The following is a 13,714-nucleotide window of genomic DNA, read 5'->3' as shown; positions in this document are numbered from 1 at the left end:
TCAGTTCGCCGGCGCCTTCGCCTCGATCTTCACCGGCACCGTGATGTTGCACAGGTCGATCGCGCCGGCCGGATGCACGTACCACGCGTCCTTGCGATTGCGGCGCGACTCGATCACCTCGTTCCACTGCGGCGTGTCGGTGCGGAACACGCGCACGTCGGGCCGCGCGGCCTCGGGCATGTCAGCCAGGCGCTCGACCTTCGTGATCTTCACGTTCTGCTCGGGCTTGTCGTAGAAGCCCATGTTCTGCCCGCCGCGCGGCAGCGACGACAGCAGCTCCATGCCCTGCAGCACGCGCGCCACCGGCGCGATGTTGAGGTCGAGGCCGCGCGGCGACTGGCCGATCACCGCGTAGAGCTCGGCGCCGCTGCCCGAGTCGACCGTCATGCCGCGGCCTGCGCCAATGGTGCCGTAGCAGTGCGCGATCCAGGCGCGATGCGTCCTGGGGTCGGCCGCCACCGGAAAGCCGTCGACGAAGCCGGTGACCGGCGCGAACACGTCCTTGTCCTTGAGCCTCGCGATCTTCAGGCCCTTGTCGCTGATGAAGAACTCGGGCGCCAGCGTGCGCTTCGCGTCGCCGAGAGACCGCCCCTTGGTCGCGTCGTCGTCGTCGGCCGCCGGGTCGCCCCACTGCGCGACGAAGTTGTCCTGCACGCGCACCACGGCCAGGCCGTCGAAGTAGTGCTGGGCGACGAGCTTGCGGATGTTGTCGGCGTGCAGCGGCGCGAAGCGCGGCGCGAGCTCGATCCAGACGATGCCCGAGGGCAGCGTCATCGCGAGCACGTCGTTCGGGTCGGGCCGGCGCCAGGCGCTGTCGGGTGCTTCGCGCACGATGTCGGCGGCGGTGCGCAGCTTGGGCGCGGACGCGGCCGGCGCGGGCGCGGAGGCCTGCGCATGGGCGGCGGCGGCCGCGACGAGAAGGCCGGCGACGGCGGCGAGGCGAAGAAACGGAAGGCGGTTCGGCACGGGACTCCTTGGGTGTCGGGTTCAGGCGGCGAGGCGCGACGCGATCCAGGCGTCCACTTGCTGCTCGAGGATGCCCAAGGGTACCGAACCCAGGCCCAGCACGGCGTCATGGAATGCACGCAGGTCGAAGCGCGCGCCCAGCGCGCCTTCAGCCCGCGCGCGAAGCTCGCGGATGCGGATCTCGCCGATCTTGTACGACAGCGCCTGTCCCGGCCAGCTGATGTAGCGGTCGACTTCGGTGGCGACCTCGTGCTCGCTGAGCGCGGTGTGCGCGAGCAGGTAGGCACGCGCGTCCTCGCGGCTCCAGCGCTTCGCATGCAGGCCGGTGTCGACCACCAGCCGCGCCGCGCGCCACATCTCGTAGGTCAGGCGGCCGAACTGCTCATACGGGGTGAGGTACACGCCCATCTCGTCGCCCAGGTGCTCGGCGTACAGCGCCCAGCCCTCGCCGTAGGCGTCGACGAAGCTGTGGCGGCGGAACGCCGGCTGGCCGTCGAGCTCGGCGGCCAGCGCGATCTGCAGGTGATGGCCGGGCACGGCCTCGTGCAGCGTGAGCGCCGGCAACGTGTAGAGCGCGCGCGACTCCAGCGCATGCGTGTTGACCCAGTACATGCCGGCGAAGCCGATCGGCTGCGGCGCGAGCACGTAGCGGCCGGTCGTGTAGAACGGCGCGATGTCCTCCGGCACCGGCGCCACGCCGTAGGGCTGGCGCGGCAGCACGCCGAAGAACTTCGGCAGCAGGCCGTCGACGCGCTTGGCGATCCACGACGCGTGCGCCAGCAGCTCGTGCGGCGTGCGCGCGTAGAACTGCGGGTCGGTGCGCAGGAACTGCAGGAAGGCCGGCAGCTCGCCGTCGAATCCGGCTTGGCGCTTGACCTCGTGCATCTCGGCCAGGATGCGCGCGACCTCCTGCAGGCCGCGCTGGTGGATCTCGTCGGCCGTCAACGGCAGCGTCGTGTAGTGGCGGATCTGCGCGGCGTAGAACGCGTCGCCGTCGGGCAGGTCGCAGGCGGCGGTCGTCCGGCGCGCGCCGGGCACGTAGGTCTCGCGCATGAACGCGAGCAGCTCGCGATACGCCGGCAGCACCTGGTCGGCGATCACCGCGCGCGCCTCGTCTTGCAGCGCCGAGCGGGCCTCGACGGGCACGCCCACCGGGAATGTCGCGAACGGCCGCCAGAACGGCGTGGCCGTGGCGTCGGTCAGCTGCGCGATCGCCACGAGCGGCTGGTCGCGGCCCTCGAGCACGATCTGCGGCACCGTGAACCCGGCCGCGAGGCCTTCGCGCATCAGCGCGATGTGCTCGCGCATGAAGCGCGGGATGTCGGCCAGGCGCGCGAGGAAGCGGCGATGGTCGGCCGCATCGTGCAACGGCTGCGCGTCGCAGAGGTCGACCAGCGGCCCGTAGAAGCTCGAGTCGCTGTTGAGCGGCATCAGGTCGGCGTGCGACTCGATCGCCGCGATGAAGCCGTGCAGCTGGTTCTCGAACACCGCGCGGTCGATGCGCGCTGCGGGCGACATCTCGTCGACAGGAATCGCGGCCAGCGCCGCGCGCGTGTCGCGCCAGCGCGCGAGGCGTGCGGCGCGCGAGCCGGCGTCCACCTGCTCGAGGCGGTCGTCGTGCGACGCGTCGCCGACGCTGGTGGCGAGCTGCGGAAACTGGCCCAGGCGCCAGGCCCATTCGTCGGCGGCCAGCTGCGCGAAGCGCGCGTCGGCCGCGGTGGCGTGCGTCGTCATCGTCAGGCGACGTTGCGCGGACGCGCGGCCAGCTTGTCGGCGATCAGCGCCAGCGTCGCCTCGCGCTCGGCGCCCTCGAGCACCAGCCGCGGCGCGCGCACGCGTTCATGGCCCTGGCCGACCTGCTGCTGCACGAGCTTGATCAGCTGCACGAACTTGGGCACCGTGTCCAGCGTCAGCAGCGGCAGGAACCAGCGGTACAGCTCGTCGGCCGCCTGGCGCGCCTGCGCGGCCGTCGCGGCGTCGCCCGAGTTCGCGCGCATCGCCAGATCGAACAGCCGCACCGATTCGAGCGGCATCGCGTTGACCAGGCCCGCGACCCAGCCGGTGGCGCCGGCCGCGATGCCCTCGACGATCACGTCGTCCACGCCCACCAGGATGGCGAGCCGGTCGCCCAGGCGATGGCGGATCGCGGCGATGCGGCGAATGTCGGCGCTCGACTCCTTGACCGCCACGAGGTTGCCGTGCGCCCGCGCCAGCTCCTCGACGTGCTCCGGCCTGAAATCGGTGCGGTAGGCGATCGGGTTGTTGTAGAGCATGCATGGCAGCGGCGTCGCCTCGATCACGGCCGACACGTGCGCGCGCATCTCGCGCCAGTCGGTCGAATAGACGTACGGCGGCAGCACCATCAGGCCGGCGCAGCCGACCTGCTGCGCCTCGTTGGCCAGGAAGCAGGCCTCGTCGGTCGACAGTGCCGCGATGCCCGCGACCAGCGGCACTCGGCCGTCCAGGGCCTTGGCCAGCGTGCGCAGCACGTCCAGCTTCTCGGGCACCGACAAGGTGGCCGCCTCGCCGAGCGAGCCGAGCGCGACGATGCCGGTGCAGCCGGCCTCGATCATCCACAGCGCGTGGCGCGCCAGGAAGGCGTGGTCGACGTCGCCGTCGGCGGTGAAGGGGGTGGTGATGGCGGGCATCACGCCGTTCCAGGTCATGCTCATGGCTCAGGTCTCCAGGTGGGATGGGGGTTGGTCGATCGCCAGCAACGTGGCGAGCGGCGCCGGTGCCAGCGGCGGGCGGACGGGCAGGCGCGGCCAGTGCATCACGGCCGCGAGGGTGTCATGGCAGAGGCGTCCTTGGCAATGCCCCATGCCGCAGCGCGTGGCGAGCTTGGCGGCGCGCAGGTCGGGCTGGTCGCGCAGCGCCGACCAGGGCACGTCCTCGCAGCGGCAGACGAGCGTGTCGTCGCGCAGGCGCGCGGCCCAGTCGGCGGGGGCGGGAAACCTGGCGGCGACGGCCGCGGCGAAGGCGTGCTCGCGGGCGAGGCGGCGGGAAGGTCTTGCGGGTTGGTCGAGGGCGACGGCACATCCGGCGGCTTCGCCTTGCAGCTGCGCCGCCACGGCGCCGGCGATGCCCGTGCATTCGCCCACGGCCAGAACGCCGTCGACGCTGGTGCGCTGGCGCTCGTCGACCACGATCGCAAGCGCGCCGAGGCGCATCGCGAGCGCGCAACCGAGCGACTGCGCCAGCTCGGTCTGCGGGATCAGGCCCCAGCCGGCAGCGAGCGCATCGCAGTCGACGACGCGGGGGCGACCGCCCTCGCCTTGCAGCACGACGCGTTCGACGCGCCCATCGCCCTCGGCCGCGATCACGCGCGTGCCGACGTTCGACGGCACGCCCAGCAACGACGCGCCCAACCGCATGGCCTGCAGCGCCTTGCGCGGATGCGCGGCCAGCGTGCCCGCGAAGCGCGCCAACGCGACGGCCGAGGCCTCCTCGACCAGCCCGACGACCTGCGCGCCCTCGCGCCGCAGCGTCGCGGCCGCGGCCAGCAGCAAGGGACCGGTGCCGGCGACCAGCACGCGCCGCCCGCGGATCGGCCAGCCGCCCTTGACCAGCGCCTGCAGCCCGCCGGCACCGAACACGCCGGGCAGCGTCCAGCCAGGGAACGGCAGCAACCGCTCGCGCGCGCCGGTCGCGAGGATCAGCTTGTCCCAGCGAAGGCGTCGTGCGCCGTCCGGGCCGTCGATCAGCAACGTGCGCTCCGGCAGCGCCATCACGACGCGCGTGCCGGACAGCACGCGCACCCCTGTGGCCGCCAGACTCGCCAGGGCACGCGCGACCGGTTCCGCCGCGACCCCCTGCCGCGCCCGCCAGACCTGGCCACCGGGCAGCGGTGCCGCGTCGAGCAACAGCACGTCCAGGCCCGCGGCCGCCGCGACCCGCGCCGCGGCCAGGCCTGCGGGGCCGGCGCCGACGACGACCACGCGGGCGCGCAGTTCGGCGAGGTTGTCCGACTCAGGCATCAGTTCGGATCTCCATCCCCGCCACGCACAAGGTCTGGCAGCCGAGTCGATGCGCGCGGCCATCGACGTTGACACGGCACTCGCCGCACACGCCCATGCCGCACAGCGGCTGCCGCCGCGCGCCGCCGGGCGAGACGCGCCCGCCATGCCCCGGCGCGCCGATCTCGACTGCCGCGGCGACCAGGGTGCCCGCCGGGACGTCGACAGTCCGGCCGTCGACGCGGACCTTCATGCCGCCACCTCGACGAAGCGCTCGGGCGAATACGGCGCGGCGTCGATGGCGGGCGCACGTCCCAGCAGCAGGTCCAGCCAGAGGCTCGCGGTGCCGCTGGCGGTCGTCAGGCCGAGGCCTTCGTGACCGGTCGCGACCCAGTGGTTGCCCCGCGCGCTCGCCGGGATGAGCCCGATGATCGGCCGCCCGTCGGGCGTCGCCGGCCGGAAGCCGGCCCAGCAGCGCAGCATCTGCAACGTGCCGATCCCGGGCAGGAAGCGCTGCGCGCGGCGCACCATGCGGGCCAGCAGCGCGGCGTCGACGTCGACGCTCGTGTCGGAAAAGCTGCGCGACGACCCGAGCAGCAACTGGCCCGACTCGCGCGGCTGGGCATTGAACGCCACCGATTCGTCGGCATCGCCGTGCGCCGCGTCGATGTAGCCCAGCTCGACGAGCGCATGGCGGATGTAGCCGGGATAGCGGTCGGTGATCGCGAGCTGGCCCTTGCGCGGACGCAGCCGCAGCGGCGACTCTCCCGGCCACAGGCGTGCGCTGTCGCAGCCGGCCGCGAGCAGAACGTGGCCCGCGACGACACGACGGCCATCGGCCAGCAGCAGGCCGTCGTCTCGCAGCGCGGCGACCGGCGTCATCTCATGGATGGCACCGCCGGCCGCGCGCACGTCGGCGGCGAGCCGCGCGGCCATCTCGGGGCCATACGCGACCTCGTCGCCGCCCACGCGCAAGGCACCGGCCAGGTCGCGCGCCAGGCGCGGCTCGGCAGCGTGCAGCACGTCGGGCTCCAGCCACTCGGCCGACAGCCCGGCGGCCTGCAGGCGCGCGAGCTTGGCGTGCGCCGCGGCGCGCTGCGCGGCCGTCTCGGCCAGCCACAGCGTGCCGGTGGCGCGGCGCTCGATCGCCTGCCAGCCGCTCCACTCGCGCCACAGCCGCATCGACAGCCTCGCCAGCGCGAATTCGGCCGGGTCGTCGTCGATGGTCACGAGATGGCCCATGCCCGCCGCGGTGGCGCCGGCGCCGATGCGCTGGCCTTCGAACACCGCCACGCGCAGCCCCGCGCGTGACGCGGCGCGCGCGCAGGCGCAGCCGACGATGCCGCCGCCGACGATCGCGACGTCGACCGACTCGCTCATCAGGCAACCCTCCGCCCGACGGCTGCGGTGCGAGCGCCTTCGGACGGCCGGGCGTCGCTCATGCGCGGATGCCGTCGCGGAACGGATCGTCCTCGGCCAGCAGCAAGGTCGACTCCGCCGTGATCCATGCCCGGCCGCTGACGGCCGGCAGGATGCGGCCCGGCTCGCCGTCGGCCGGCGCCCAGCGCCCTTCGAAGCGGCTGCCGATCACGCTCTCCTGCACCCATGTGGCGCCGGCGGCGAGGTGACCGTCGGCGGCCAGGCAGGCCAGCTTGGCGCTGGTGCCGGTGCCGCACGGCGAGCGGTCGTAGGCCTTGCCGGGGCACAGCACGAAGTTGCGCGCGTCGGCGGTGGGGGACGGCGCGAACAGCTCGACGTGGTCGATCTCGGCGCCGTCCGCGCCGGCGATGCCCTGCGCGGCCAACGCGCCGCGGATGCGCCAGGTCAGGTCGGTCAGCGCCTCGACGTGCGCCAGCGCGAGCACCGGCAGCGGGTCGAACTGCTGCGCGTCGACCAGGAAGAACCAGTTGCCGCCCCAGGCGACGTCGCCGGTCACCGGGCCGATGCCGGGCACGTCCAGCGTCACGCCCGCGCGATGTCTGTACGCGGGCACGTTGAAGACGGTGACGCGGCCGTCGGCGTGCAGCTCGGTCTCGACCGGGCCGACCGGCGTGTCGAGCCGGTGTCGACCCGGTGCGATCCGGCCCAGGTGCGCCAGCGTGGCGACGACGCCGATCGTGCCGTGGCCGCACATGCCCAGCATGCCGACGTTGTTGAAGAAGATCATGCCCGCCACGCAGCCGGGCGCGCGCGGCTCGACCAGCAGCGCGCCCACCATCGTGTCGCTGCCGCGGGGCTCGCAGGCGACGGCGGAGCGGAAGCCGTCGTGGTGGCGCGAGAAGTCGGCGCGCTGCTCGGCGAGCGTGGCGCCGCGCAGCGCGGGCGCGCCGCCCAGCACGACGCGCGTGGGCTCGCCGGCGGTGTGGGAGTCGATGACGGAGATCCTGTGCATGCCGCGATTCTGGGACCGCCGCGCCGCCACGGCTTGATCGATTGCTCGCGTCGCCATGACGATTTCAGCACAATGGCGGCATGCACGACCTGACCGCCATCCCGCGCCTGCCGCTCTCGATGCTGGAGCGCCTGTTCGACACGCTGCCCGACGTCGTCTTCTTCGCCAAGGACGCCGAGGGCCGATACACGCACGCCAACCAGACGCTGCTCGATCGCCTGCGGCTGACGAAGCGCGCACAGCTGGTCGGGCGCCGCACGGACGAACTCTTTCCGGGCGGACTCGGCGACCGTTATCGCGAGCAGGACGAGGCCGTGCTGCGCGGCGGCGCCGAGATCGCCGGGCAGCTGGAGCTGCATCTCTACCCGAACCGCGCGCCCGGCTGGTGCCTCACGCACAAGTTCGCGTGGCGCGAGCCCGGCCCCGCGGGCAGCCGGCGGCGTGAACAGGTCGTCGGCCTGGTCGGCTTGTCGCGCGACCTCGCCACGCCGGGCTTGAGCCACGCGACGCCGCCGGCGACGTACGCGCGCGTCGCCCGCGTGGTCGAGCGCCTCCAGCGCGACTTCGCGGAGCCGCTCCAGATCGGCGAGCTGGCCCGCGAGGCCGGGCTGTCGATCGCGCAACTCGAGCGCCACGTGACGCAGCTCTACCGCGTCACGCCGCGCCAGCTGCTGGCGCGCGCGCGGCTCGATGCGTCGTTGACACTGCTGTCGGGCGACGCGTCGATCGCCGCGATCGCGCACGCCTGCGGCTACACCGACCACAGCGCGTTCGCGCGCCAGTTCAGGCGCAGCACGGGCCTGAGTCCGCGCGACTGGCGCGCACATCGGCCATGAAAAAGGCGGCCGAGGCCGCCTTCGCGAGAGGGCCGCTCGCGCTCAGCCCATGACCACGTTGAGGATCGCGTCGCAGATGCCCATGAGCGCCGCGGCCGAGATCAGGCCCGCGCAGATCGGCTCCGCGCCCTCGACCCAGATGTCGTGCGCCTTGGTGCCCGGCGTGCGATAGATGCGGCCCAGGATCCAGAAGCCCATCGCGCCGATCCACATCGAGACGCAGGAATCGAACGGCAGCACCACGCCCAGGCCGATCGACACCGCCGACAGCGGGAAGCGGCCCTTGGTCACGACGCGCAGCGCTTCCAGCACGACGGCCGCGACGGCCGCGATGCCGGCCGCCCAGATCGCCGTCACCGGCGCGCCCTTGAAGCCGTGCGAGATGATCTCGGCGACGCCGCGCCACTGCACGGCCGCCGGCATCGGGAAGGTGTCGGAGATGATCTTCGTGGCGTCGACCGCGCCGTTGGCGTCGGGCCGCAGGAACAGCAGGAAGAACAGCGGCACCGAGAAGATCGCGCCCGAGAAGATGCCGATCACGTGGCCCCACACCTGGTGGCGCGGCTTGCCGCCCAGCATGTAGCCGGGCTTGATGTCGGACAGCAGGCTGGCCGCGTTGCTGACGATCGTGCCGGTCATCGAGGCCGGCAGCAGGTTGCTGGCCGGGTTCGCGCGGTCGATCATGCCGACGGTGAACTGCGTGACCTTGGCCAGCGGGCCGGACGGCATCCACGACGTCAGGCCCATCGAGTTGGCGCAGATGATGGTCAGCACGTAGATCAGCGGCAGCGACACCAGCGACAGCAGCCACGGCACGCCGAAGAACGCATGAGTGACCCAGGCGCCGGCGAGGCCGAACACCGGCACGCCGACCCACGACACCCACAGCGGCACCTCGATGTGCTTAAGGACGTCGCTGCGCTGCGCCGGCGCGTCGGCCCTCTTCGACATCGACTTGAACGCCTTGGTGAAGATGTCGGGCTTGGCGAACAGGCCCACCATCGCGCCCACCACCATCATCGACACGCCCCACCAGATCGACCACTGGTTGACGATCTCGGCGCGCGAGATGTTGACCACATGGCCGTTGGCCAGCGTGCGCGCCACGATGTCGCCGCGCTCGATCATGATCGGCGCCAGCACGGCGAGATTGAGGATGCCGCCGATCAGCACGCTGGAGGCCACCGCCAGGCCCATCAGGCCGCCGACGCCCAGCATCGAGAAGTCGAGCGTGAAGCGCAGGCCCAGCTGGCGGATATCGGTGCCGAGGATCTTCGGCGCGGCCACGTGCAGCTTCGCGAGCCACATGTAGTAGTAGTCGTCGAGGTGGTCGTGCAGCACCCACGGCTCCTTCAGGCCGGCCCACACGTTCATGCGCAGGATCTTGAACTGGATCAGGCGCTGGAAGCCGTCCAGCACCAGCAGCTCCCAGATGGCCGTGATGCCGGCGGTGACGTAGAGCAGCTTGGCCTTGAACAGGCCGACGTCGGCGCCGCCGCTGTAGAGCGAGTCCAGCACCACGCCGCAGGCGCGGCCTTCGGGGAACGGCAGCTGGTCCTCGTTGATGAAGCGGCGCTTCATCGGGAAGGCCATCAGCACGCCCGTGATCGACACCACGACCAGCCAGACCATCATCTGCCACCACGACAGCACGTTGCCCGTCATCGCCATGTAGGCCGTCAGGCCCGCGCCCAGCGGCGTGATCACGTAGCCCGCGGAGGTGGCGATCGACTGCGTGCAGTTGTTCTCGAGCACGCTGAAGTCGCTCGCGATGCGGGCGTTGGACAGCGCACGGAACATCGCGAACGACAGCAGCACCGAGGTCAGGCCCACGCCGATGCCGATGCCCGTCTTGGCCAGCACGTACATCGCCGTGGCCGCGAGGATGCCGCCGAGCAGGAAGCCCGTGACGGCCGAGCGCACCGTCAGCTGGGGCATGTTGCCGCGGAAGACGTTGGCGAGCCACCATTCGTCCTTCTGCGCGCGCGTCCAGGTCTTGATCTGTTCTTCGTTGAGTTGCAGCAGGGCCATGGTCGAATCGTGGTCGATGTCTGGGGGCGGCGGCTTGTGGCCGCGACGCCGGATGGGGCCGGATTCTCGCAGCCGGCGGCCGCCGGCGCGCCCGAGGTAACGCGTAGACTCCGCGCCGGACCGAACTTTGTGCGGCCGATGGTCGTGATAATTCACGCTGTTCACGCCAGTCTTGGAGAAACACAGCATGTCCATGTTCCCCGCCGCCACCTACCAGGCCCGCCGCGCCGCCCTGCTCGCCCGCCTGCGCGACGCCGGCGCATGCGGCCTCGTGCTGCTGCCGGGCCACGTCGACAGCCCGATGAACTATCGCGACAACGCGTACGAGTTCCGCCAGGATTCGAGCTTCCTGTACTTCTGCGGCCTGCAGCAGCCCGAGCTCGCGCTGCTGCTGGACATCGACGACGGCAGCACGACGCTGCACGGCGACGACATCGGCATCGACCACCTCGTGTGGACCGGCCCGCTGCCCAGCGTGGCCGAACGTGCCGCGCTGTCCGGCATCGAGCGCACGGCGACGAATGCCCGCCTTGGCGCGACGCTGTCGACCGCCCGCACGGCAGGTCGCGACGTCCACTTCCTCAAGCCCTACCGCGGCGAGACGCGTCTCGCGCTGGCCGCCTGGCTGGGGCTGGCCGACGCGCAGATCGACGCCGCCGCCAGCCGCGCGCTGACGCTGGCCGCGATCGCGTTGCGCGCGGTCAAGAGCACGTCGGAAGTCGCCGAGATCGAGAACGCGCTGCACGTCACGCGCGACATGCACCACCTGGCGATGCGGCTGAGCCGCCCGGGCGTCGTCGAGCAGGAGATCGTCGGCGCGATGGAAGGCCTCGCGCTGGCGCACGGCCGCCGCCTCGCGTACCCGTCGATCTTCACGAGCCGCGGCGAGATCCTGCACAACCACGACCACTCGGTGAAGCTGAAAGGCGGCGAGCTGATCGTCAACGACACCGGCGCCAACTCGCCCATCGGCTACGCGTCCGACATCACGCGCACCATCCCCGTCGGCGGCAGGTTCACGGGACTGCAGGCCGAGCTCTACGACCTCGTGCTGGACGCGCAGACGCAGGCCATCGCCGCCGTCGCGCCGGGCGTGCCGTATCGCGACATCCACGGGCTCGCCTGCCGCGTGATGGTCGAGGGCATGAAGACGCTGGGCTTCATGCGCGGCGATGCCGCCGAGGCCGTGCAGGCCGGCGCACACGCGATCTTCTTCCAGTGCGGCACGGGCCACATGATGGGCCTGGACGTGCACGACATGGAAGGCCTCGGCGAGAACGACGTCGGCTACGGCGAGGGCTTCACGCGCAGCACGCTGTTCGGCCACAAGTCGCTGCGGCTCGCGCGGCCGCTGCAGCCGGGCTTCGTCGTGACGATCGAGCCGGGCGTCTACATCAACCGCTGGCTCACCGAGCGCTGGCAGGCCGAGGGCCGGCACGCGCAGTTCATCGACTACGCGATGTTCGACAGGCACGCCGACTTCGGCGGCATCCGCATCGAGGACGACATCCTCGTGACCGCCGACGGCCGGCGCGAACTGGGGCCGCCGATCGCGCGCACGCGCATCGACGTCGAGGCGCAATGCGCCAGTTGAGGAGCCGCCTGCCTTGAAAGCGTTTTCATACGCGGCCACAATCGGCCGCCCATGAACACGACCGCTTCCAAGACATGGCACGACGCCTCCTGACGGCGTGCCTCGCCGCCCTCGCGACCGGCTTGCACGCGCAGACGCCGATCGCGACCCCCGACGCGCCCGACTTCGGCCCGAACGTCCGCATCTTCGATCCGGCGACGCCCGCCGCGACGATCCAGGCGGCGCTCGACAAGGCGTTCGACTCGATGCTGCTGAGCCCCGACGCGGAGTTCGGCCCGCAACGCTTCGCGTTCCTGTTCAAGCCGGGCCGCTATGCCGTCACCGCCCGGGTCGGCTACTACACGTCGGTGCAAGGCCTGGGCCGCGAGCCGGACGACGTGCGCATCGCCGGCAACGTCGTCGCCGACAGCGGCTGGAACCTGCACGACCGCGACAACGCGCTGATCAACTTCTGCCGCTCGGTCGAGAACCTGGCGGTCGAACCCGCGGGCGGAACGACGACGTGGGCCGTCTCGCAGGCGGCGCCGATGCGGCGCGTGCACGTCGCCGGCAAGCTGCGCCTCAGCCCGTCCAACGACGGCAACGGCAAGGGCTACTCGAGCGGCGGCTACCTGGCCGACAGCCGTGTCGACGGCGTCGTGGAAACCGGTGGCCAGCAGCAGTGGTACGCGCGGGACAGCGAGGTCGGCGGCTGGCGCAGCGGCGGCTGGAACGCGGTGCTGTCGGGCGTGATCGGCGCGCCGCCGACATCATTCCCGACGCCACCCGTCACCACGCTGGCCACCACGCCGCGCTCGCGCGAGAAGCCGTGGCTCTTCGTCGACGAGTCCGGCAAGTACCGCGTCTTCCTGCCCGTGCTGCGCACCGACGCGTCGGGGGCGAGCTGGCGCGCGGGCTCGCCGACGCCCGGCACGTCCATCCCCTTGCGGCACTTCTTCGTCGCCCGACCCGGCGACACCGCAGCGACGATCAACGCCGCACTGGCAGCGGGCCTCGACCTGCTGCTGACGCCTGGCGTCTATCCGATCGACCGGACGATCCGCGTCACGCGGCCCGGCACCGTCGTGCTGGGCCTGGGCTTCCCGACGCTGCAGCCCGTGGCCGGCGTCACGCCGATGGCCGTGGCCGACGTCGACGGCGTGCGCCTCGCCGGCCTGCTGTTCGATGCCGGCACCGTCGACAGCGCCGCGCTGCTGGTGGTCGGCCAGGCCGGCTCGACGCTGCGCCACGCGGCCGATCCGGTGACGATCCAGGACGTGTTCTTCCGCATCGGCGGCGCCGTCGCGGGCAAGGCCACCACCAGCCTCGTCGTCGACAGCAACGACGCGATCATCGACCACGTGTGGGCCTGGCGCGCCGATCACGGCAGCGTGAAGCCGGGCTGGAACGTCAATCCGGCCGACACCGGCGTGCGCGTCGACGGCGACCGCGTGCTCGCCACGGGGCTGTTCGTCGAGCACTTCCGCAAGGCCGAGGTCGAGTGGAACGGCGAGGACGGCCAGACGGTCTTCTTCCAGAACGAGATGCCCTACGACGTGCCGGACCAGGCCGGCTGGAGCAGCGGCCGCGGCCAGGGCTGGCCTGCCTACAAGGTCGGCGACCGCGTGAAGCGGCACGAGGCCTGGGGCCTGGGCAGCTACTGCTTCTTCACGCGCGACGGCCGCGACTCGCACGTCGTCGCGTCGCGCGCGTTCGAGGTGCCCGAGACCGCCGGCGTGCGGCTGCACAGCCTCGTCACGGTCTCGCTGGCGGGCCGCGGCACGATCGCGCACGTGGTCAACGACAGCGGTGCCGCGACGAAGTCGGCCGGCGCCGAGGCGATCGACCTGGTCGGCTATCCGCAGACTGCATCGGACAATGGCGCGAAGCCCTGAAATCGACGCCCAACCTGTCTAGGGGACTGATGTCGAAACGCGACTCCGAGAATGTGCATAATGGG

The 13,714-nt window shown here is 72.0% G+C and carries 11 protein-coding genes; 3 read left to right on the top strand and 8 right to left on the bottom strand.

The features are described 5' to 3' along the window. Genes LPC04_RS09910 through LPC04_RS09880 form a run of 7 tightly spaced genes read right to left on the bottom strand, consistent with a single transcriptional unit; the run spans position 1 to position 7,314 of the window. A complete protein-coding gene (locus tag LPC04_RS09910) occupies positions 1 to 966 on the bottom strand; it encodes a peptidylprolyl isomerase (protein WP_275682056.1) in 966 nt (321 codons plus the stop codon). Positions 967 to 987: 21 nt separating this feature from the next. Next, positions 988 to 2,700: a DUF885 domain-containing protein gene (locus LPC04_RS09905; RefSeq protein WP_275682055.1), complete on the bottom strand. Its 1,713-nt coding sequence runs from the start codon at positions 2,698 to 2,700 to the stop codon at positions 988 to 990. Between the two features lie 2 nt (positions 2,701 to 2,702). Continuing rightward, the gene (locus LPC04_RS09900) at positions 2,703 to 3,638 is read right to left on the bottom strand and encodes a dihydrodipicolinate synthase family protein (RefSeq protein ID WP_275682054.1); all 936 of its coding nucleotides are present in this window, start codon (positions 3,636 to 3,638) and stop codon (positions 2,703 to 2,705) included. Positions 3,639 to 3,641: 3 nt separating this feature from the next. Further along, positions 3,642 to 4,943 (bottom strand): NAD(P)/FAD-dependent oxidoreductase, encoded by a 1,302-nt coding sequence (locus tag LPC04_RS09895; RefSeq protein ID WP_275682053.1) that lies wholly within the window; start codon positions 4,941 to 4,943, stop codon positions 3,642 to 3,644. After that, a complete protein-coding gene (locus LPC04_RS09890) occupies positions 4,936 to 5,175 on the bottom strand; it encodes a 2Fe-2S iron-sulfur cluster-binding protein (protein ID WP_275682052.1) in 240 nt (79 codons plus the stop codon). Before LPC04_RS09890 ends, LPC04_RS09895 begins: the two co-directional genes overlap by 8 nt. After that, complete coding sequence (locus tag LPC04_RS09885) at positions 5,172 to 6,302, bottom strand: NAD(P)/FAD-dependent oxidoreductase (protein WP_275682051.1); 1,131 nt, start codon at positions 6,300 to 6,302, stop codon at positions 5,172 to 5,174. The genes LPC04_RS09890 and LPC04_RS09885 overlap by 4 nt, the downstream gene beginning before the upstream one ends. A gap of 58 nt (positions 6,303 to 6,360) precedes the next feature. Continuing rightward, positions 6,361 to 7,314 carry a proline racemase family protein gene (locus LPC04_RS09880; RefSeq protein ID WP_275682050.1) on the bottom strand — a complete coding sequence of 318 codons (954 nt, stop codon included), beginning with the start codon at positions 7,312 to 7,314 and terminating at the stop codon, positions 6,361 to 6,363. An 80-nt stretch (positions 7,315 to 7,394) separates the two neighbouring features. On the opposite strand from LPC04_RS09880, the gene LPC04_RS09875 reads away from it, so the two are divergent. Then, entirely contained in the window at positions 7,395 to 8,150 is a 756-nt protein-coding gene (locus LPC04_RS09875) for an AraC family transcriptional regulator (RefSeq protein ID WP_275682049.1), read from the top strand. A gap of 42 nt (positions 8,151 to 8,192) precedes the next feature. On the opposite strand, the gene LPC04_RS09870 is transcribed toward LPC04_RS09875, so the two are convergent. After that, positions 8,193 to 10,181: an OPT family oligopeptide transporter gene (locus LPC04_RS09870; protein ID WP_275682048.1), complete on the bottom strand. Its 1,989-nt coding sequence runs from the start codon at positions 10,179 to 10,181 to the stop codon at positions 8,193 to 8,195. A gap of 187 nt (positions 10,182 to 10,368) precedes the next feature. Between LPC04_RS09870 and LPC04_RS09865 the strand changes: the two genes are divergently transcribed. Then, positions 10,369 to 11,775, top strand: coding sequence for an aminopeptidase P family protein (locus LPC04_RS09865; RefSeq protein WP_275682047.1), 1,407 nt, complete (start codon positions 10,369 to 10,371; stop codon positions 11,773 to 11,775). A 74-nt stretch (positions 11,776 to 11,849) separates the two neighbouring features. After that, positions 11,850 to 13,649 (top strand): hypothetical protein, encoded by a 1,800-nt coding sequence (locus LPC04_RS09860; protein WP_275682046.1) that lies wholly within the window; start codon positions 11,850 to 11,852, stop codon positions 13,647 to 13,649. The last annotated feature ends 65 nt before the right edge of the window (positions 13,650 to 13,714 follow it).

Source organism: Scleromatobacter humisilvae (assembly GCF_023231945.1).
In the GTDB taxonomy this organism is placed as follows: domain Bacteria; phylum Pseudomonadota; class Gammaproteobacteria; order Burkholderiales; family Burkholderiaceae_C; genus Scleromatobacter; species Scleromatobacter humisilvae.
This window is presented reverse-complemented; position numbering and strand designations above follow the sequence as displayed.